This is a genomic window from Paenibacillus baimaensis, assembly GCF_025567575.1.
Genome location: NZ_JAOQIO010000038.1, coordinates 95,024 through 114,703, shown reverse-complemented (window position 1 = coordinate 114,703; position 19,680 = coordinate 95,024). Strand labels below are relative to the sequence as shown.

Sequence of the window (19,680 nt, the reverse complement as noted above, 5' to 3'; positions counted from 1 at the left end):
CACCTATATATAATTTCACTTATGATATCATCTTTTTCCTTTACATCGCTAACTTACTTTGCCGCAAATCATGAAAATATCGTATTTCTTCTCGTATCGCTTTATAATAGAGTGGTTAGCATCTTTTATTTTTGAGCAAGGAGCTTTGCGATGAGTTCTTTTCCTGTTTTAAATGATGAGCAATGGTTGAAGCTGCTTGAGCAAGTAGCTCAATCTTTTAATGAAGTGACACTTAGCCGAGGATTTAATTATTTTAAACAGCAGCGTGTAGCCTCTCTGATTATTACGGAGAATCGTGTGGTACAAGCAAGGGTAACAGGCTCAGAAGATTACAGTGTTAAGCTGTATTTAGACAAGTTTTTGTCCAATACATGTACCTGTCCGGTCCGAACCTCCTGCAAGCACCTGGCTGCTGTTATCATGGAACTGGCTGACCGACTGGGTTATCCGGCTTCCCAAATTGTGAATGCCAATTATCACCTCAAGCGGGCCACTTCGATTATCTCCCCAGAGTCGCAGCTCAAGCAGCTGCCAGACATGGATATTAATAGCTGGCATAAGTTTCTGGACCAATATACAGCTCATGTTAAACCATCTTACGATCAGGGAACCTTTACGAACGTGCTGCGGTATGAGCTGCAAAATATTCGCAAGATAGCTATTCCTTTTTCTAAGATGGACTTGATCTTTTTTGAGTTGCATCAAGAGTTATTTATCCTGAGAAAAATCAAAGAGCAGACTGCGCAAGGAACTGTAAGTTACTATACTTCGTCTGCATTGTACCGAATGTACGATGAAATTCACGCTTGGTTACACCAAAAGTCTGCACAAATCGACTTCACTCTCGCTGGAGAGCGTCTTAAACAAACTTTAAGTTATGTCAGACAGCAGTTGGCCAAAGAAACAGATCAGAAGTATCTTGATTATGGCCTGTATACGGCACTGTGGAAATATTGGATAGCCCCCTATCCCGATACGGAACAATGGGTATTGCAGGAGATAAACGACATAACGCAGCAAACAACCGACTCGATCTCTTCTTCTCTCTCAGCAGCCAAGGCATTCCTGTACCTGCATCAATCAAGAACTAGTGACGCATGGGCGGCTTTAGAAGCGAGTGGTACTTTAAATAAAGCACCGACGCGTCTTTTTCTGCCTTTCCTGAATCATATTGCTGCTGCTCACGATTGGGACAATCTGATTGATTGGTTATTAAGGACGGCCTCTTACTTTTACGGCCAAAGAACCAAGGAGCTCGATGCCTATTTGGGTTACTGGAAGGAAGCTGTCGCACATGTTCCTGAAGCCGAGAAGCAACTGTGGACCGTGCTGGAAGAAATGCTGCCCCATTCGGCCCTGATTATTGATGAAATGTTGTACGAGCAGCGAAAATGGAAGCCTTGGTTGGAAATGCAAATCTTTAAAGGACAAGACCCCCTCTATCATCGGGTTAGCGTCCTGCAGCCAATCGAGAAGGAAGCTCCAGCTCTCCTGCTGCCCTATTATCATCAAGCCATCGAACATTATGTCTCCCTTAAAAATCGGCATGATTATAAATTAGCAGTCAAGCTGCTGAAGAGACTGGATAAAGTGTACAAAAAAATGAAGCAGGCCGAACGCTGGGACCGTTTTTTCTCTGGATTTATGGAACGACACAGCCGACTTCGAGCGCTGCAAGAGGAACTGAAGAAAGGAAAACTGTTGGAATGAGTACACAATTGTATGAGATGACGTTGCATGTAATTCTAACGGATAGTGGGGATGCCTTACTCTGGGGATTTCAGAATGGATATGAGGTTCCGGGCGATAAATTCCGCAAAATTATGTTTGCCTGGCACGAGCCATCCTTCTACGGAACAACGCTGGAGCTGCGGCTGGCAGGTGAGCTCACGGTGACAGTCCTGCCTGCAGAAATGGTGCTCCCCTTCTTCTCTGATCCGAATTTCATGGACATTATTCGCTGGCAGGGTGGGAATGAAGCCACCCAAGAACTGCTTGCAGCCGCACCGCGACTATACAGAGAAGCCAAGGAAGGCCGTTATATGCCAAGCTACAGCTCATTCCGTAGTGGAAAGCTACAGTGGACATGGGAGGCTGGATCAGAGGACCTCAAAGAACTGGATTGGAATACGCTGGTCAGTCTGGAATTGTCAGGCGAGGATATGGTTGGTTTGCGCTCAGCTTTTTCTGCTGCTGTCACCACCGAGCACTATGCAGATGAAGCAGCCGTGTCCGACCTTCGACGGGACTATCCCGCACTCTTTAGAGGAGCACAGGCAGGAGCTGCCTCGGCTCCTACTTTTACAGAGGATGAGTGGCTCGCGGCACTTGGCTGGAAGCCGGATATGGCTCCCTTCCGTCCCGCTTTACAGCTGCTGGAACCGGATGACGAGCAGTTCGATTGGCGGCTCCGTTTGGTGCTTCAGGATAAGAGCGAAGGCTCGGCGATTATACCGATTCGCTTGGGTGCAGACGGTCAGGCTTCCGGCACATGGGCTAGCGATTGGAGCCCGTATATTCAAGAACGTTCTGGCGGATGGGCTACCCGACTGAGCGAGGCGCTTCCAAATGTGAATATCGGTGGTGAGTTCTTTGCTGAACCGCTAACTGATGAAATCGCATGGCGGTTTCTGACCGTAGACAGCCGACAATTACTAAATTACGGCTGGAATGTGATGCTGCCGGGTTGGTGGGAGGCTGCTTCTAAGCGGAAGCCGCGCCTACGCGCTCGAGTTACGTCCGAAGCCGGCGGCAAAGGCAAGTCCTTATTCGGACTCAATGCGCTGGTTGACTTCGACTGGCGAGTTGCCATCGGCGATACCGATCTGGATGCAGCCGAATTCGCTGAGCTGCTCGGCCGCAAAGAAAGGCTGATCCGTTTCCGCGGAGAATGGGTCTACTTGGATCCTGCTCTGCTGGAGCAAATCCGTAGGCTCATGGAAAGCGTGAACCCGGAAGAAGGCTTATCCTTGCAGGATGTCCTTCAGCTGCATCTGTTAAATGAAGCGGAACCAGCAAAGCCAGCAGAGCTTGGTCTGACAACTGAAGCAGATGCGGAAGAAGAAGAAAAGCGGATTCAGTTGGAAATTGAATTGAACTCGCATCTCTTGGCTCTGCTTCGTCAGTTAGGACAGCCATCGAGTTTAAAAGAGCTTGTGATACCTGATGGACTGCGCGCAGAGCTTCGCGGCTACCAGCGTGAAGGCTTTACATGGCTCAGTTTTCTGAGAAAATTCGGGCTGGGTGCCTGTTTGGCCGATGACATGGGACTTGGTAAAACCGTCCAATTCATTACTTATTTACTTCATCACCAAACAGAATCTGAGTCCCCCTCCCTGCTCATCTGCCCAACCTCTGTTCTTGGCAATTGGCAAAAGGAGCTGGCGCGTTTTGCGCCCGAATTAAAGGTATGGCTTCATTACGGGAAGGGACGATTAAACGGAGAGGCGCTGACTAACGTTTTGAAAGATACAGACGTTGTCATCACCTCTTATACAACTGCACTGTTGGATCAAGAAACCCTGCGTGAGACCGTCTGGAGCTCCCTCTGTCTGGACGAAGCCCAGAACATCAAAAATGCGCAAAATAAACAATCGGCAGCCGTTCGCTCGCTCCAGGCACAACATCGCATTGCGCTTACAGGGACGCCGATTGAGAATCGATTATCAGAACTGTGGTCCATTTATGATTTCCTTAATCCTGGTTATCTGGGCAACCAGCGAGGATTTCAGCATCGCTTTGCCAATCCTATTGAGAAGCATCACGACGAGGGGGCAACTGCACAGCTGCAGAAGCTTATCAAGCCCTTCATGCTGCGCCGTAAGAAGAAAGATCCTGCCATACAGCTGGATTTGCCGGACAAGCTGGAGATGAAGGTGTATATCAACCTGACCGCCGAGCAAGGAGCCCTCTACGAGCGCGTAGTCAAGGATCTTATGGAACGTATGAAGAATCTGGAGGGCATTGAGCGAAAAGGAGCCATCCTCGCCGTCTTGACCCAGCTTAAACAGCTATGCGACCACCCCATGCTGCTGCTAAAGGAAGCTGCGCCATCGGGAGAAGCTCTTCTACTTGATGAATACCGTGAAGCGTACATCACACGATCAGCGAAACTGGAAAGGATTGCAGCGATGGTTAGCGAGCTCAGGGATGAGGGTGATTCCTGCTTGATCTTCACCCAATACGTAGGCATGGGCCGTATGCTGGCCGACGTACTGCAGGCTCAGCAGAACGAGCCCGTGCTGTACTTGAACGGCAGCACACCCAAAGCGGAACGCGATAAAATGATTGACGCGTTCCAGGCTGCAGACGGAACAGGTCCGGGTATCTTTGTTCTGTCCTTGAAGGCGGGCGGTGTCGGACTCAACCTGACGGCAGCTAACCACGTGTTCCATTACGATCGCTGGTGGAACCCTGCTGTCGAGAACCAAGCTACGGATCGAGCCTATCGGATGGGACAGAAGCGAAACGTACAGGTGCATAAGTTCATTTCACTGGGCACGCTTGAGGAGAAGATCGACGAGATGCTGGAAAGCAAGATGAGCTTAAGCGAGAACGTAATCTCCACCTCAGAAAGCTGGATTACAGAGCTATCGAATGAGGAGCTTCATGATTTGTTCGCGCTTCGGCAAGCTTGGTGATGCTTATGTAAATGATGTCGAAGCTAAAGGCAGCCCCATAAACCCACAGTATCGACGAGCAGTTTCCAGGATGCCCTCTTCCCTGTCTTGATGATGCGCAAATAAATGGAACTCGATATCAATACCTTTCTTCTTGATTGTGCGTTTCCATATGCCCGCGACTTGACCATCGATGATGATGGTCGATCTGAATACACCATTATTCCCAGGTACAATATGTTGAGCATCTTCGGCTTGCAGCACCGCACTGCGGTCCTTGTAGCCGAGCAGATGCTCGTCAAATCCCGGTAGCAGATAAACAGTTGATTCAGAATCGGTAATTCTTGTTTGGATATGTTGGCCTTCCCAATATACCTGATTGTTTACCTTCTCCGACACCAGACGGGACTGCACAGCTTCGACTCCCTGACGAGCAGCGGAGAGCGTAATTCCAGCCCACCAGGCAAAATCATACACGGTTGCAGGCCCATGACTCGTAAAATATCTTTCTGCAAGCGCGGCAAGCGCTTCGCTCATCGATAATTCCTTGGATTTGGGCACCCACTCATCCAACCATACGAAGGTTTGCTGCTTGCCTTCCCTCGGCCCCATACAAATATGACCAGACTGTGCGATATACCAGAGGAGATGATACCCCCACTGATTGTTCGTACTGATCCCTGCTTCCTCCAGCAGTTGCATGAGAAGGGGCCGGGATATCTGCTTATTGCCCTGTAAGGCGTCATACATAATCTGCTTACTGCGTTCAATGATCTCCAGATTAAGCTCCAGTTGTTCCAGCCTTCGGTTATCCTGTGCCAATGTACGGGCAGCCGAAAGCTTCAACAACCATCTCACATCATCAGGAGATACAAAATGGATCGTTCCGCGCATTGGCCAAGTCTGTATGATCTTGCGGTCTGCGATGGCTTGTTCGATATCCGCCGCGGTTGATGCTTGCATCCGCAAACCTATTGCCCACAGGGCTTGATGGTAATCCTGTGCCTGCATAGCACCGAGCTGCTTGACGACTTGTTCAGGCCTATCGAACCTTCCCGCATTGATACGCAGATTGAACAACCGACGATAAGGTATACTTTGCTCCTTCATGGACTGCCCCCCAACATCGAATCTTTTCTAATTTCACATACATTGTATGTGGACGGGCCATCGAATGTATAGCAGAAATTTATCAAAGCTTATTTAAATATTCAGTAGCTCATTGAAGGTAGTCGTAGTAATCGAGCACTGGGATCGAAAAAAAGCCTTTCCTTGGCAAATCGGAAAAGGCTGTGAAGGTCATTCATTCATGTCAAGTTGTTGAGGGGGAAGGGTTCTCCCTTTTTCCTTTAAATGCTAAATAAATACTTGTTCCCACAGCACCAATCGTCCCGCAAATGATGTCTCCCATCGTATCAGTCAAGCTGCCTCTCTGAGATTGAAACCCAAACAGGTAATCTGTAGTGAATTCGTACATTTCCCAGAAGCCCGCCATCGCCACAGAGAAGAAGAAGCCAAACCAGATCGCAGTGGAAGACACGTTACGTTGGTTACCCTCAGCAGCAGTGAGCTTCCAGTAAATTAACATGCCGATAAAGTGGAGAATTACTCCTGACAGCAAATGCTCGATTTTATCCAGATTCGGGATGATACCATAAAATCCGAATTCGTTGGCTAGCAGCATCGTAAGGAAAATGAAAAATAAGATCGAAAACCTCAGTGCGGGAAACAGCTCCGTTTTTGTAAACTTAACAACACCACGAATAATCGTCAGAACAGAAATGATGAGTATGCCTTGTAAGGCTTTCAGAGGGATACCTTGGATCAGAAAGTAAATCAGGCACCCCGTGGATATGAAGTATAACCCCAGTTCAAAGTAATCGTTGAAGCGCTGTTTTTTCTGACTGCTCATGGAACCTCTCCTTTCCGAACTATCCCTATCTATTTATACACATTCTACGATCCAGGTAAACATCATCCAGCTAAGGGGATAACATTATACCGTTTAATAAGTCACGAGTACAAATATTTTTCTTTCAGAAACAACTTAATTTCATTTTCGGTAAACTTGGGGATTCTTACCACAAAAGTTGTACCCATCCCCTGCGAGCTTTCGCATTCGAAGCTGAAGGAATCTCCAAAAAACAATTGAAATCTGCGGACAACATTGGTTAGTCCATAACCATGCTTCTCGTCCGTATCCGTTGTTAAATTCCGTATATAATCGATCATATGCTCCGGTAAGCCTGCTCCGTCATCCGAAACATACAGCTCGATTCCTTTCTCCACTTCTCTGCCACCAATGACGATCGTTCCTTTCTTGGAGGGCATGATGCCATGGAAAATGGCGTTTTCGACGAGCGGCTGAAGCAGCATTTTAATGGAGTAATAATCCATGATGTCATCCTCAACTTCGAACATAACGTCAATATCAAGTGAGTAGACGAATTTGCTAAGCTCCAGGTAGTGACGGATAATTTCAAATTCCGCAGCCAAGCTTATGATAAGCTTTCCTTTGTTTAACATGTTCTTGTAGAAACGAATTAGATGGTTGGTTACTTCATAAATTTCAGTTTGGTTCGATTTCTTGGCCAAGGATGCGATCATCGCCAAAGTGTTATAATGCAGGTGCGGATTGATCTGCTCCTGCAGCAGCTCAAATTTCGTATGGTTCAACAAAATTTTCGATTTATATTCAACCTCGATCAAATTGTGAATTTGCTCAATCATGCTGTTGAAATTTTTATCCAGCTGGCCGATTTCGTCATTGCCACGGATTACATCCGTGATGATAAGGTTACCCTGCTTAGCCTTATTGGTTTTACTAACGAGCACATCAATTCTTTGGGTCATATAGGCGGAGATCAACAAGGCAATAAATATACATAAGACTATGGAGACCAGAATAGACACGATGATCGAATAGCTAATCCGGTTTACTTTATCGGTGATATTGTTCTTATGGGTAAAATAGGTGAGCTTCCAGCCCGTTATTTCCGATTTCATAGCACCGGAAAGGTATCGGCTGCCATCTATTATCGATTCGGATACTCCCGAGTCTAATGGGACTTGCTTGACTCGCTCCCTTAAACCGGGTAATTGCGCAATCATAGGTCCATAGCTGGTAATCATTCGATCCTCTTCGTCCGTATAGATCAGCTGGTAATCGGAATTTTCTATGCTTTTAGCTATAATGTTCTGAATACGTTCCACCGGGATAAGGAGTCTCATAACACCCAGGTCCTTCGAGGTTCCAAAATCGATGAGCCTTCGGTTCAATGCAACATAATATTGATCGCCGAATTTGACCCGGCTTTCCCATATAAAATAAGTATCCGTCTCCAGCATGGTCCGGTTCCAAGCCATATCCTTAATATCATCGTAGTTAAAAATCGTCTGACCATCGGAAAACAGACTGCTGTTTTTGGTATACAGCAGCAGCTGGATGTTACCACCGAAATAGTAAGAATTTTTTAGATAAGGCCGTTTCACATCGTTAATAATTTGTTTGACGATATCATTAATATCTTTGTGCGCGTACACCAAATCATCGATATCCTCCTGATATGTAGACAAATGCTTTTGCAGCTGCAGATTAAAAAACACCATTTCGCTTTTGTTAAAATAAATTTCAAGGAAACTATCGATCGCATTATGAAGCTGCACCATACTTTGGGCAGCTGCATTCTTCTCGGAATTGGTCATGAAATCCCTTGATTGATAGTATGCCGTAAAGCCGACGGAGAGGATGCTCACGGTAAATACCAATGAATAGGCTAACATGAGCTTATATTTGAGCTTTGTGTTACCATGAACCTTCATGACGGTTGCAGCAAGTGAGCGCAATAAATGGTTCATGATTCCAATTGCCTTCTAAAGTCTTTGGGTGTGACACCCATATATTTCTTAAACAAGCTGCTAAAGTAGGCGGTATGATTGTAACCAAGCTTTTCCGCTATTTCGTACAGCTTAATATGATTGACTGCCAGCATGTCCTTAGCTCGCTCCATTTTGTACCGTGTCACATAATCGAATATCGTTCCACCAGTCTCTTGCTTAAAAATCTGATTGATATAATTCGGGCTGTAATAAAGCTCCTCTGATAACATTTCCAATGTAATATTCGTCTGATAATTCCGCTCAATGTAACGTTTGATCTTCTCGACCATGACCTTGTTTTTATGAAACTCCCGTTCCCTTATGCACTTGTTTGCGGTAAGCAAGCATTCGCAAATCCATGTTACCGCATCGGATACCGTTTCCAACGTAACCAAGGTTTCCCATGCAGCCGGAGACGTAAGTTCGGACTGCCCGGCAAAGCCTTCGGGGTTGGAGTGTACGATATTTTGCAAGCAGATCATCATGAAATAAAAAAAGCCTTTAAGCTCCTCAGGGGAGCTGTTGTCCGGCAAGCCAAGATACAGATTATGGATATAATCTGTGATTTCGTCCGCAGTTCCTGTATTCAGCAGAACCCGCAGTTCCTTTTCAATCCCGTTGTAATCAAATAATGGTTTCTCTTTACTGGAAGGTATGTCGCTGCTGTACAAGATCTTTCCTTTACCCAGCAAATATTTGTATCGTAATATATAGAGGCACTGCTCATACAGAAATTTGAGGCACAAAATATGCTTCGAATAGCCGCTGACCATAATCGACAAGCTGATATCCGATTTCGAAAACTCCAATAAAATATTACTTAGCACCGTATGTATTTGACTTAAACGATCCTCAACAGCTTCCGGATAATAAAAAACGATGGCAATATGCGCCTGATGAAGGGAAACCGAAAGCTGATTGCAGCAGGAGCCGAGAACCTCACGGATACGGCTTAATACCATCATTTGAAAGAGATGCTTCTCTTCGATATTCATATCCCGAGTTAACTGGACGAAGCCGTCGATTTCGATCAACGAGGCAACATACCAGCAGTCCTTCATATCCAACCCCAGCAGCTCCAGCTTTTCCGACACATGGATGTCATTGCCAGCCGTTCCGTACATCAAGCTTATCAACAAGCTTTCGATTAAATACGGCTTGTTCTCGTTAAGCTGCCTGGATAAGTATTCGTAATCTTTGCGAAACTTCAAATCGCTAGTGATCCTATCCGTAACTGCGCTGACGCATTGCAGAAGCTCCTTGGGATCAACAGGCTTCAGCAAATATCCGTAACCTCCCAGATACATGGCGTCTTTCGCATATTCAAATTCATTGTAAAGGCTGGAAAAAATGATTTTGATCTGTGGATACAGCTGACGTACCATCCTGACCATTTCAAATCCATCCATGACGGGCATTTCAATATCACTGATAATAATATCCGGTTGAAGCGTTTTCATAAAATCCAATGCTTCCTTGCCATTCTCGCATGCGCCTATGACAGCCACATGCTGAAATGCAGGTTCGGTTTCTAACATCAGCGTAAGATTCTCACGATCAACCTGAAAATCGTCTACGATCAGCACCTTGATCATATTGTGGCCTCCCGGTACACGTTTTCTTCCATAAAGCGAATGTAACGGGATATCTTGTAGGATATCCCGTTAAGCTTATTGACAGACTATTATTTTTTTGGAGCGTTGGCTTTGAACCATTGTACCATATTTTTAGCTGCCTGTTCGTAGTTTGTATCCTTCATGTACTTCGTTTTTATCGTGTCCCAGTTCTTGTCGAACTCTTCTTTGGTCTTGGGCGTCAGCAGCTTTGCTACATCCAGTGTTGTGAATGTCCAGTACGTATTGGAGACCAATTCGGCTTCCTTGCTCCCATCGCCATAGGAAGCCGTTCCGGTAACATTATAACCCCCTTTGCCGACCATGCCACTGTTCATTACATAAATGTCATAGTTCGGCGGGTAGCTTCGCAAGGGACTCTTGGGATTGTAGTCTCTTGCCATATACCAACCAAGTCCGAAATACGATGCCTTGCTGTAAAACTGCTTGGCGTATAGACCATAATAATCCGCGCCTTTACCACCCAGCTTGCCTGTGAGCATATCACTTTCCACCTGCGGGTCTACAAACACCTTCTTGCCGTCTTGCATCTTCCAGATGCCTGTGTTCTCAGGTCCCCACGACATCAGATCAAGCGCTTCATCACTTAGGGTCCAATCCAAATATTGCGTCAGCCGTTTTATTTCCGGGAAATCCTTGCGTATAAGCAGCCGCCAGAACGAGCCCTCGTAAATATCGTAAAATCCTTTGTCCGGATCCATCTTGGGCCACGGAATGACACGAAGCTCCATCGAAGGATCGGTAGCCAGTAGGGATTGTCTCACCGCATCCAGGTTCAGTACTGCAAGTATCACACCGAGCTGACCTGTAGCCGCTTTAGTCTGTAATTGATCGTCCTTTTGGATGATGAAATCTTTATCAAGCAGCCCTTCCTGATACAGTCGGTTCAAATATTCATGATACTTCTTGGCATCCTTGGAACCAAGAAAACCGTCTACAGTACCATCTTTATCTTGGGTCCAGTGCCCAAAATCGAACATCGAGCCAAAATGGAATTGCGCCCATATCGGGAACGAAAGCGGAATAAGCGGCTTCCCGTTAGCTGTTACGTTCAGCTCTTTGATTTTTTTTAACAGCTGGTAAAAATCTTCCGGTGTGCGGATAGCCGGTTCGATCGCAAAATCCTCAACAGTCGGTTTTTTGCCCTTATCAATCGTATCTTTCTTGATCTCTTTGATCGGCTTGAATTTATATCCAGCCTTAGCGAGAAGGTCCTCACGTACCTGCAGCGAGGTTAATCTTTTTCCTGAATTGTAAGGATCATTAGCGAATTTCGGATCATTGGAATTCGTGTTTACGACTGGAGTCGGGATTTGATAGTTTTTACCGTCATTCGTAAATCGGCCCCAATATTCCTGAGGAAACCATTTCTGCAGGCTTGGCATGTCTTTGACATAATCCGTCAGATCGGCGAATTGTCCAGTACTGATAGCGTAGTTGGCATTTGCTTTGTCCATCATCATAATATCGGGCAAATTTTTGGTGGCAATCCATTGGTTCAATCTTTCTTTGAGCGGCTGGTCGTTGTTCACATACATCTCTGTAAATTCCAGATTAAATTTGTTCTCGATAAAAGGTGTTACCACGTCATGCGATGCTACATCGATGCGGGTCTGGTAGCCTTGGCTGTAGAATCGGATTGGCAGCTTTGCTTGCTTCGTGTTCCCTTCTGCCTTTTTATCACCGCCAGGCTTAATTACAGCACCCCCGTTATCACCACCAGTGCAACCGGCAGCGGTGAGCAGGCCTAACGAGGAAATCAGCATTAGATGAACCGCCTTCTTCCACATAGATACATCCCCCTTTTTCTTAAAATGATAAGGTTTAGCCTTTGACAGCTCCGATCATGAATCCTTTCACAAAATATTTTTGCAAAAACGGATAGATCACGACGATTGGTATGGTCGATACGATCAAGGTGGCCATTTTCAATGATTCTGGCGATGTCTGGTTCGAGTCCATATCGATCGCGCCGACCAGTCCCTGTGACGCCAGCAGCTGCGCGGCAAGCGTCTCTTTAAGAATCCGCTGCAGAATGAACGAAAGTGGTTGCAAACTTTCATTGCTGACATACAACATAGCGTCGAACCAGGAATTCCACTGGAACACCCCATTGAACATCGCAATCGTCGCCGTAACCGGCATGGACAAAGGGATGATGATTTTCCAAAACACCTTGAAGTCACCGGCCCCATCAATTGTAGCCGATTCTACCAGGTTGGCAGGAAGGGAATCAAAGAACGTTCTCATAATTAACATGTTGAACGCCCAGAAGCCGTGCGGCAAAATATAAACGAGAAAATGATTGAACAATCCCAGCTTATAAATCAAAATGTAGCTCGGAAGCAAACCTCCGCTGAAATACATAGGGATCAACAGGAAAATTGCAATGAACCTGTTCCCTGGGAGCGCCCGCTTGGAAATCGCATACGCAGCAAGTGCTACGATCGTCCCGGAATAGAGCACCCCACCTATCGTTCGGCCAGCCGTAACTAGGAATGAGCGGAAAATTTGATTATTTTCAAACACTGTCGCATAATTTTCAAAGGTGAATTGTATGGGAATCAAGGTAACCGGATGGCTCATAGACGCGTTGCTGCTGCTAAACGAATATATGATCGCATACCAGAAAGGATACAGCGTTATAAAACAGATGATCAGCATCATCATGGCGATGACAATATCGGTAATCGTGTATTTGGCCAATCGCGCCATTCAATAATCCCTCCTTTCTATATGCCCTAGAAGGCGCCGTATCCGCTTATTTTTTTGCTTATCCGGTTGGACAGCAGCAGAATACAGAACGATAATATCGATAAGACAAGACCAACGGCGGTTCCGTAAGAAACCTCAGCATGGCGTATCCCTGCCAAATACACATGATAATCGAGTGTCAAAGACGCTTCGGAAACAAGTGCATTGCCCATATTGTAAACGGCGTCGAAGCTGGCTCCTCCCCCACCTCCTCCGAAGATGGTTGCAACCTTGAATATGAACATGAGGCCGATGACGTTAGCAATCCCTGGGAGTGTGATATACAACAGCTTTTGAAACCGGCCTGCTCCGTCTATAGTCGCGGCTTCGTATTGCTCCTGATCGATTCCGGTTAATGCTGCAAGAAAAATAATCGAGTTCCAGCCAAATTCCTTCCATATCACAGTAGTCACAAAGACCCCCCAGAAATAATCCACTTCCCGCATAAACGAAATTTTCTCAAAGCCAAGCATTTGAATGAGCAGATTGATACTACCAAAATCTTCCTCAAGCAGCTTATAGACCAAACCGGAAACGACAACCCAGGAAATAAAATGCGGCAGGTAAGAGATCGTTTGCGTAATTCGTTTAAACTTCACATTCTTGATTTCATTGATGAGAAGAGCGAAAATAATGGGCAGTGGAAACCCGATCACAATAAGAAGCCCGTTTAAGGCTACTGTGTTTTTTAAGCCAAGCATAAACTCTGGATTCGAAAGCATATTCTGAAAATGCTTAAATCCGGCAAACGGACTATTCAGGAAGCCTTGTACGGCACTATAATCCTGGAATGCCATAATTAAACCTATCATTGGAATATAAGCGAATATGATCGTCACCACGATGGCCGGCAGTAAGAACATATACATCAGTTTGTATTTTTTCATCCGGGTCCACAATACCTGTCGATTAGACAACAGTTTCGGTGATGCGGATGCAGTGGTTGATAGCCCCATTATGAAGCGCCTCCTTTCATTGTCGATACTAAGATTATATTTCACTAGGAAACGCTTTCACATATTACAATGTAACGAAAAATGCAGCAATCTATCACAGTTATCAGCAGCAACGTCGATTTATTCCTGTTTAATCGGGTTCCCCATGCCGTCACGGATATAACCTTTGATTGGCTCTATCGAGCGAACATTACCGGTTGTGACAGTAGGAGGAGTGATTGACGGGGCGGCCCACCTTGCAGCATTCTCGATCACCTTTAACACATCTTTATTGTAATATGTCGGATACTCCTCATGCCCCGGCCTGAAGTAGAATATCTTGCCCCTCCCTCTTGTGTAGACATTGCCGCTGCGCATGACCTCTCCGCCTTCAAACCAGCTCATGAAAATCAATTCATCCGGCTCCGGGATGTTAGAAGGATCCCCATACATCTCCTCGTTCGGCAGCTCAATATATTCACCAATACCGTCCACAATGGGATGACCGGGCTTGAGCACCCATAATCGCTCACGCTCGTGCGCCTCCCGCCATTTGCCGCCTCCACTTGTACCCATCAACCGTTTGAACAGCTTGGAGCCAGAGGCGGAATGAAGGAAAATGACCCCCATCCCTTCTATCACACGCCGATACAGCTTATCTGTCAATTCATCCGGTACTTCCTCATGCTTCATATGCGCCCACCAGATCAGGACGTCTGTCTGCTCAATGACCAGATCTGGTAAACCATGTTCAGGATCATACAGAGTAGCCGTGGACACTTCCAGTTCTTCCACCTTTTCTAAATAATTAGCCAGCGCCCGGTGAATTCCTTCCGGATATACCTCTTTGACCATATCCAGATGCTGCTCGTGGTAAAATTCATTCCAGACCGTTACGCGAATTTTTGTTGGCATGTTGCTGCTGCTCCTCTCATTGATAGAGCGGTATGCCCTGATGAAAGGGCGTCCCGTTATCTCCATAGTGTTCAAATGTGACTAGTATGCCTGGTAATGACCGGTGTCCAATCGTACGACGTGACCAGTTTTGGAGGATTCCACGGCTGCTCCGACCATCGAAAAGCTGATCAGGTTGTCAGTAATATGAGTGACAGGCTTGCGTCCTTCTGTGACTGCTAGAACAAACTCGTTGACCGTATAGGCAACACCTTCATACTCCAGCTCCGGCAGCTCCAGCTGCTGACGTTCTCCCGCTTCGGTCACGTAGTACGCTGTACCCTCCGTAAACTCCAGTGTCCCGGAGCTTCCAACCAGACGGAAGTTGCCCGTCCAGGTCGTATCCTTGCCTTTATTGGCGCTGCTGGCAAAATAGTTTACATGAATGCCGCCCTTAAATTTAATGATGGCCGAAGCCGATGAATGACCGATCCGCTCGTTCCATATCGGACTGAAGCTGCTGGCAAATACCGATTCGGGATGGACGTTGAGCAAATACCGCATTAAATCAAAATGATGGATGCTTAATTCCGTAAGTAACGGCTCTTCACGGTCTTTTCTCCATTCCGATTGAGGACCACGGTGTCTGGACCCATCCCGGTCAAACTGCCATTCCACAACTCCAAGCTTCCCGATCATGCCGGATTCCAGCGCATTACGGATCGCCTTCATCTCCGGTGTCCATCTGTAGTTCTGATTAACGGATACCGCCTTGTCATATTGCTGTGAGATTGCAAGCAGCTCAAGTCCTTCCTTATAATTAGAAGCCATCGGCTTCTCCACGATAACATGCATACCAGCATCGAGAGCAGCGCGTGTTAAGCGATGACGGGTCGGAGGCGGCGTAATCAGCAGGGCAAGATCAGCCTTTACTTCACGGAAAGCGTCTTCATATGATAAGTAAACTGGTATATTTCCGTCTCCCAGCACCTTCAGCGCTTCAACCAAATTTTCCTGTACAACATCGACGATAGCTACAATTTGTATAGATTTTACATCTTTAATGCCTTCGATCCAGTTTTTACCGAATCCACCTACTCCAACTTGAATCACTTTTGCACGTTCCATTTCAATTACTCCTCCAATGCTCATATCGTGAGCTCAATTTAAATGAACGGGAATCAACAGCGATTACACTCCGGTAGTCATTTCATTCTTATCTTTCTTCTGCTCCAACCGACCACGGATCGTTTTGTCGGACGGGAGCAGCAAGCCAATAAACCCGAACAATGGCATAAACGAACACAGGGTAATAACAATCGACAAGCTGGTCAAATCGATCAATCCGCCTACAACAACGGTTCCAATCGCACCCATACCGAATGCCAGACCCGTGATTAGTCCTGAAACCATACCTACCTTGCCAGGCATCAGCTCCTGGACATAAACGACGGTAACAGAAAAGCTGCTGTGATTAATAAGCCCCAATATAACGAGAAGTGGATATGTCCAGAGCTCTCCAGCATGGGGCAGCAAAAGGGCAAACGGCGAGGCGCCGAGCACCGATAGCAATATGACATTTTTCCGGCCAATGCGATCCGACAGCGGTCCGCCAAAGAACGTACCTAATATGCCAGCCCCCATATAGAGAAAGATGTAGATCTGCGCCTCGGGTATCGAAAGCTTGTAGTTCTCCATCAGGTAGAATACGAAGTAGGTTCCGATACTGGAACCGAATAACGATCGTGCAAATGCGATCAGAATGATGACTACGATCGCACCAATAACCCTTCTCTGATATTTTAATTCCTCCTGTCCGGCAGTTTTGTTTTTCGTCATTTGCCGGGAAGTCATCAAGTGTCCCTTGTACCAACGTGCCACCCAAGTCTGCAAAACGACTCCCAAAGCGGCAACTATCGTAAACCATATAGCGCCGAACTGTCCAAACGGATAAAAGATTAGCGCGGTCATCAGCGGAGCCATCGCGCTTCCGGCATTCCCTCCCACCTGGAAGATCGATTGCGCCAGCCCTCTTCTCGAGCCCGCAGTGAGATAGGCAATCCGTGCCCCTTCGGGGTGGAATACCGCAGAGGCGATCCCTACGAGGACAACGGAGCCAAGTACCGTCATATAACCCGGAGCAAAGGCGAGCCCCAGCATGCCTAGAAACGATAACAGCATGCCTGCAGGAAGCATATATGGCGTAGGCCGCGCATCTGCGAATGCTCCTACGAAAGGCTGCATAACTGAGGAGGAAAAATAAAGAATGAACGTAATCATACCGAGCTGTGTATAAGATAAATGCAAGGAGTCCCGCAATATTGGATATGAGGCAGGAATAACAGCTTGTAACGAATCATTGATCAGGTGGGCAATGCTTATGGCAAACAGGACAGGAAAAACGGTTGATTTGGCTTTCCCATCGCGTTCGGTAGACATGATCTATGTTCTCCTTCCGAATTGAACTGCGCTTAAATGGTTTCAGTTTGAAACCGATCAGTCGATCCGATTTCCACGACCGTCTCGCAAGAAGCCAGCGATTGGTTCAATTGAATTGACATTACCGCTAGTAATCGTTGGAGATGAAGCTAGTGGTGCCGCCCATCGCGTCCCGTTCTCAATGATCCGCATAACATTCGCGTTATAATAGGTCGGATACTCTTCATGACCTGGTCTGAAATAAAACAGCCGACCCTTACCACGAGTATAAGTAATCCCACTGCGTGCAATCTCACCACCTTCGAACCAACTAGCAAGCACTAATTCGTCAGGCTCGGGAATATCCCAGTATTCACCATACATTTCCTCTTCCTGCAGTTCAACACATTCACCGATACCATCGACAATCGGATGCCCCGGTTTTAGAACCCACAGCCGCTCCTTTTCATGTGCTTCTCTCCACTTATGGCCCCCTACCGCTCCCAACAGCCGTTTGAACAGCTTCGAACCTGAGGAAGAATGCAAGAAAATCGTTCCCATACCGGCAATAGCGCGTTTGTACAATTTGTCTACCCATTCATCCGGTACTTCGTCATGCTTCATGTGCGACCACCAGATCAATACATCCGTCTGCTCTATGATCTCGTCTGATAGACCACATTCCGCATCATAAAGCGTTGCCGTTCTCACCTCCATGTCCGGCTGCATCTCCAAATGCCCTGCAATTACACGGTGAATACCGTCAGGATAAACCTCTTTAATGTTATCCTGGTATTGCTCATGCCAAAATTCATTCCAAACCGTCACTTGAATTTTTTTCACCATTTGTTGATTGCTCCTTTCCGCTTTGTACCCTTTGGTTTCTGATCACACTAGTAATTGTAAAAAAATGCGTAAGACTTTTAAATACAACAATCGAACAAAAAATGAACCGATATCACACTTTTGTATCCACCCTCTATAGGATTATGTACATTCGGCTTGTCCGGTATTTATCATCGTCATGCCATCCATTACCTAAACAACATAAACTAAAAAACCCGCGCTGGGCGCGGGTTTCTATAAGACTCTACTTCTGTTGAAGTACAGATGAGAAGTCAAACCTTTTATATTATATTTTATTTACCTAATATCTTAGGATACATCCTGCTCCTGCTCCGCTCTTCTGAACCTCTTGAACTGAACAGCTATCATCAGGAAATGTACGAAGAAAACTCCGGCAATAACATAAAACACCAGAGAAATGCCAAAGCTGCTTGCCACAAGTCCTCCGAATATCGCTCCTGACAAGTTTCCCAATGATCCAGCACTAGCATTATAGGCAAATACGCTGCCTTGAACAGGAGTTGGGGTCAATTTGCGCAGCAGGGAACTGATAGATGGAATCACACCACCGATACATAACCCGGTAATAAACCGTATGCCCACGAGCACCCAGGCATTGGTGACTAACCCTTGAGGAATATGCAGAACGGCAATCAGAATGAGTGATACGAGCAGTATGATAGTATGACCATGTCGATCTCCCATTCTTCCGAGCAGCGGTGCCGTGATCATCGTGCCTAAGGCCGTAGAAGCAAATATGAGACCAGCCATAATTTCAATGTGATCCACGATATTCATGCTTTTTACATACAACGAAATCATCGGACTAATGCTCGCAAAGCTTATAGAGATCAGGAATGTAGAAATAAATAGCGTGATAATAAGTGGAGATTGCACAAAAATATCATGCCATGCTTTCTTATCTGGAACCTCCTGTTGACGAATTCTGGATTTAAACGGGTTACTCATCCTTAACAAGCTTTTGAACTTGAATTTAGGGTATGTATTCGTCTCCTTCACTCCAAATACCGTCAGCAGCGCAGCCAGGAATATAAAGAAGCCAGTAATAAAGAAGGAATCGCGTATCCCCAACCACTCAGCCAGCACGCCGCCAATCAGCGGCCCTAACAATTGACCGGTGACTTGTCCGGTTTGCAGTGTGCCTAAAGCGTTACCCACCTGTTGCTTGGGAGCTTCTATGGCCAATAAGGCTACAGAGGAGGTTGGATAACCGCCCATCGTCCCAAAAGCGGCGCGGAGCAGAAGCAGTTGTAAGGGAGTATCGACAAGACCCATAGCCGCAATGATAACGGCCGAGCCTATACTGGTTATTACCATAACCAGCTTTTGCCCATATGTATCTGAAAACCTGCCCCACAAGGGAGATATGAGTGCGATCATCAGGTGATTGATCCCGAAAATCATAGCGGCCCATAGAGCGGCTTGTTTCACATCATGTACACCAAGATCTTGCACATAAAGCGGCAAAAAAGGGATAATCATACCAATGCCAACCGCAGTTAAAAAGTTCCCGGTCCATAAGATGTATAAATTGCGTTTCCAGACTTCCATATGGAATGACCTTCTTTTCAGGTTAAATAGGTACCTATTTAATGTATGTGTAATGCTTCACCCCGTCAAGCTTAAAAGTGGCTATGAACAAGAGGTTAGGCCATTCATTTTCTCCATTTAAGTGAAATA

At 46.2% G+C, this 19,680-nt stretch carries 14 protein-coding genes; 2 read left to right on the top strand and 12 right to left on the bottom strand.

The features are described 5' to 3' along the window. Nucleotides 1–150 precede the first annotated feature (150 nt). A complete protein-coding gene (locus tag OB236_RS13635) occupies nt 151–1,710 on the top strand; it encodes an SWIM zinc finger family protein (protein ID WP_262684482.1) in 1,560 nt (519 codons plus the stop codon). Further along, nucleotides 1,707–4,640, top strand: coding sequence for a DEAD/DEAH box helicase (locus OB236_RS13630; protein WP_262684481.1), 2,934 nt, complete (start codon nt 1,707–1,709; stop codon nt 4,638–4,640). The genes OB236_RS13635 and OB236_RS13630 overlap by 4 nt, the downstream gene beginning before the upstream one ends. 3 nt (nt 4,641–4,643) lie before the next feature. Here OB236_RS13630 and OB236_RS13625 read toward each other — a convergent pair whose 3' ends face one another. From OB236_RS13625 to OB236_RS13570, 12 genes are all read right to left on the bottom strand, one after another. Then, entirely contained in the window at nt 4,644–5,729 is a 1,086-nt protein-coding gene (locus tag OB236_RS13625) for a winged helix DNA-binding domain-containing protein (RefSeq protein ID WP_262684480.1), read from the bottom strand. A 202-nt stretch (nt 5,730–5,931) separates the two neighbouring features. Beyond that, nucleotides 5,932–6,531: a hypothetical protein gene (locus OB236_RS13620; RefSeq protein ID WP_262684479.1), complete on the bottom strand. Its 600-nt coding sequence runs from the start codon at nt 6,529–6,531 to the stop codon at nt 5,932–5,934. A gap of 101 nt (nt 6,532–6,632) precedes the next feature. Continuing rightward, entirely contained in the window at nt 6,633–8,477 is a 1,845-nt protein-coding gene (locus OB236_RS13615; protein WP_262684478.1) for a sensor histidine kinase, read from the bottom strand. Then, nucleotides 8,474–10,093 (bottom strand): response regulator transcription factor, encoded by a 1,620-nt coding sequence (locus tag OB236_RS13610; protein WP_262684477.1) that lies wholly within the window; start codon nt 10,091–10,093, stop codon nt 8,474–8,476. The genes OB236_RS13615 and OB236_RS13610 overlap by 4 nt, the downstream gene beginning before the upstream one ends. 89 nt (nt 10,094–10,182) lie before the next feature. After that, on the bottom strand, nt 10,183–11,922 hold the full coding sequence (locus OB236_RS13605; RefSeq protein ID WP_262684476.1) for a type 2 periplasmic-binding domain-containing protein: 1,740 nt from the start codon (nt 11,920–11,922) through the stop codon (nt 10,183–10,185). Between the two features lie 34 nt (nt 11,923–11,956). After that, the gene (locus tag OB236_RS13600; RefSeq protein WP_262684475.1) at nt 11,957–12,847 is read right to left on the bottom strand and encodes a carbohydrate ABC transporter permease; all 891 of its coding nucleotides are present in this window, start codon (nt 12,845–12,847) and stop codon (nt 11,957–11,959) included. A gap of 26 nt (nt 12,848–12,873) precedes the next feature. Next, the gene (locus OB236_RS13595) at nt 12,874–13,842 is read right to left on the bottom strand and encodes an ABC transporter permease (RefSeq protein ID WP_262684474.1); all 969 of its coding nucleotides are present in this window, start codon (nt 13,840–13,842) and stop codon (nt 12,874–12,876) included. 120 nt (nt 13,843–13,962) lie between these two features. Further along, nucleotides 13,963–14,736 (bottom strand): ThuA domain-containing protein, encoded by a 774-nt coding sequence (locus OB236_RS13590; protein ID WP_262684473.1) that lies wholly within the window; start codon nt 14,734–14,736, stop codon nt 13,963–13,965. Between the two features lie 81 nt (nt 14,737–14,817). Then, on the bottom strand, nt 14,818–15,843 hold the full coding sequence (locus OB236_RS13585; protein ID WP_262684472.1) for a Gfo/Idh/MocA family protein: 1,026 nt from the start codon (nt 15,841–15,843) through the stop codon (nt 14,818–14,820). A 63-nt stretch (nt 15,844–15,906) separates the two neighbouring features. Then, the gene (locus OB236_RS13580) at nt 15,907–17,154 is read right to left on the bottom strand and encodes an MFS transporter (protein ID WP_262684471.1); all 1,248 of its coding nucleotides are present in this window, start codon (nt 17,152–17,154) and stop codon (nt 15,907–15,909) included. Nucleotides 17,155–17,211: 57 nt separating this feature from the next. Further along, nucleotides 17,212–17,979 carry a ThuA domain-containing protein gene (locus tag OB236_RS13575; RefSeq protein ID WP_262684470.1) on the bottom strand — a complete coding sequence of 256 codons (768 nt, stop codon included), beginning with the start codon at nt 17,977–17,979 and terminating at the stop codon, nt 17,212–17,214. 309 nt (nt 17,980–18,288) lie between these two features. Next, nucleotides 18,289–19,551, bottom strand: coding sequence for an MFS transporter (locus OB236_RS13570; protein ID WP_262684469.1), 1,263 nt, complete (start codon nt 19,549–19,551; stop codon nt 18,289–18,291). Between the last annotated feature and the right edge of the window lie 129 nt (nt 19,552–19,680).

Bases quoted from the DNA above. Each gene is read 5' to 3' on its own strand.
- OB236_RS13615 (WP_262684478.1), bottom strand. From the start codon at position 8,477: ATGAACCATTTATTGCGCTCACTTGCTGCAACCGTCATGAAGGTTCAT.
- OB236_RS13635 (WP_262684482.1), top strand. From the start codon at position 151: ATGAGTTCTTTTCCTGTTTTAAATGATGAGCAATGGTTGAAGCTGCTT.
- OB236_RS13595 (WP_262684474.1), bottom strand. From the start codon at position 13,842: ATGGGGCTATCAACCACTGCATCCGCATCACCGAAACTGTTGTCTAAT.
- OB236_RS13600 (WP_262684475.1), bottom strand. From the start codon at position 12,847: ATGGCGCGATTGGCCAAATACACGATTACCGATATTGTCATCGCCATG.
- OB236_RS13570 (WP_262684469.1), bottom strand. From the start codon at position 19,551: ATGGAAGTCTGGAAACGCAATTTATACATCTTATGGACCGGGAACTTT.
- OB236_RS13585 (WP_262684472.1), bottom strand. From the start codon at position 15,843: ATGGAACGTGCAAAAGTGATTCAAGTTGGAGTAGGTGGATTCGGTAAA.
- OB236_RS13610 (WP_262684477.1), bottom strand. From the start codon at position 10,093: ATGATCAAGGTGCTGATCGTAGACGATTTTCAGGTTGATCGTGAGAAT.
- OB236_RS13630 (WP_262684481.1), top strand. From the start codon at position 1,707: ATGAGTACACAATTGTATGAGATGACGTTGCATGTAATTCTAACGGAT.
- OB236_RS13575 (WP_262684470.1), bottom strand. From the start codon at position 17,979: ATGGTGAAAAAAATTCAAGTGACGGTTTGGAATGAATTTTGGCATGAG.
- OB236_RS13625 (WP_262684480.1), bottom strand. From the start codon at position 5,729: ATGAAGGAGCAAAGTATACCTTATCGTCGGTTGTTCAATCTGCGTATC.
- OB236_RS13580 (WP_262684471.1), bottom strand. From the start codon at position 17,154: ATGTCTACCGAACGCGATGGGAAAGCCAAATCAACCGTTTTTCCTGTC.
- OB236_RS13605 (WP_262684476.1), bottom strand. From the start codon at position 11,922: ATGTGGAAGAAGGCGGTTCATCTAATGCTGATTTCCTCGTTAGGCCTG.
- OB236_RS13620 (WP_262684479.1), bottom strand. From the start codon at position 6,531: ATGAGCAGTCAGAAAAAACAGCGCTTCAACGATTACTTTGAACTGGGG.
- OB236_RS13590 (WP_262684473.1), bottom strand. From the start codon at position 14,736: ATGCCAACAAAAATTCGCGTAACGGTCTGGAATGAATTTTACCACGAG.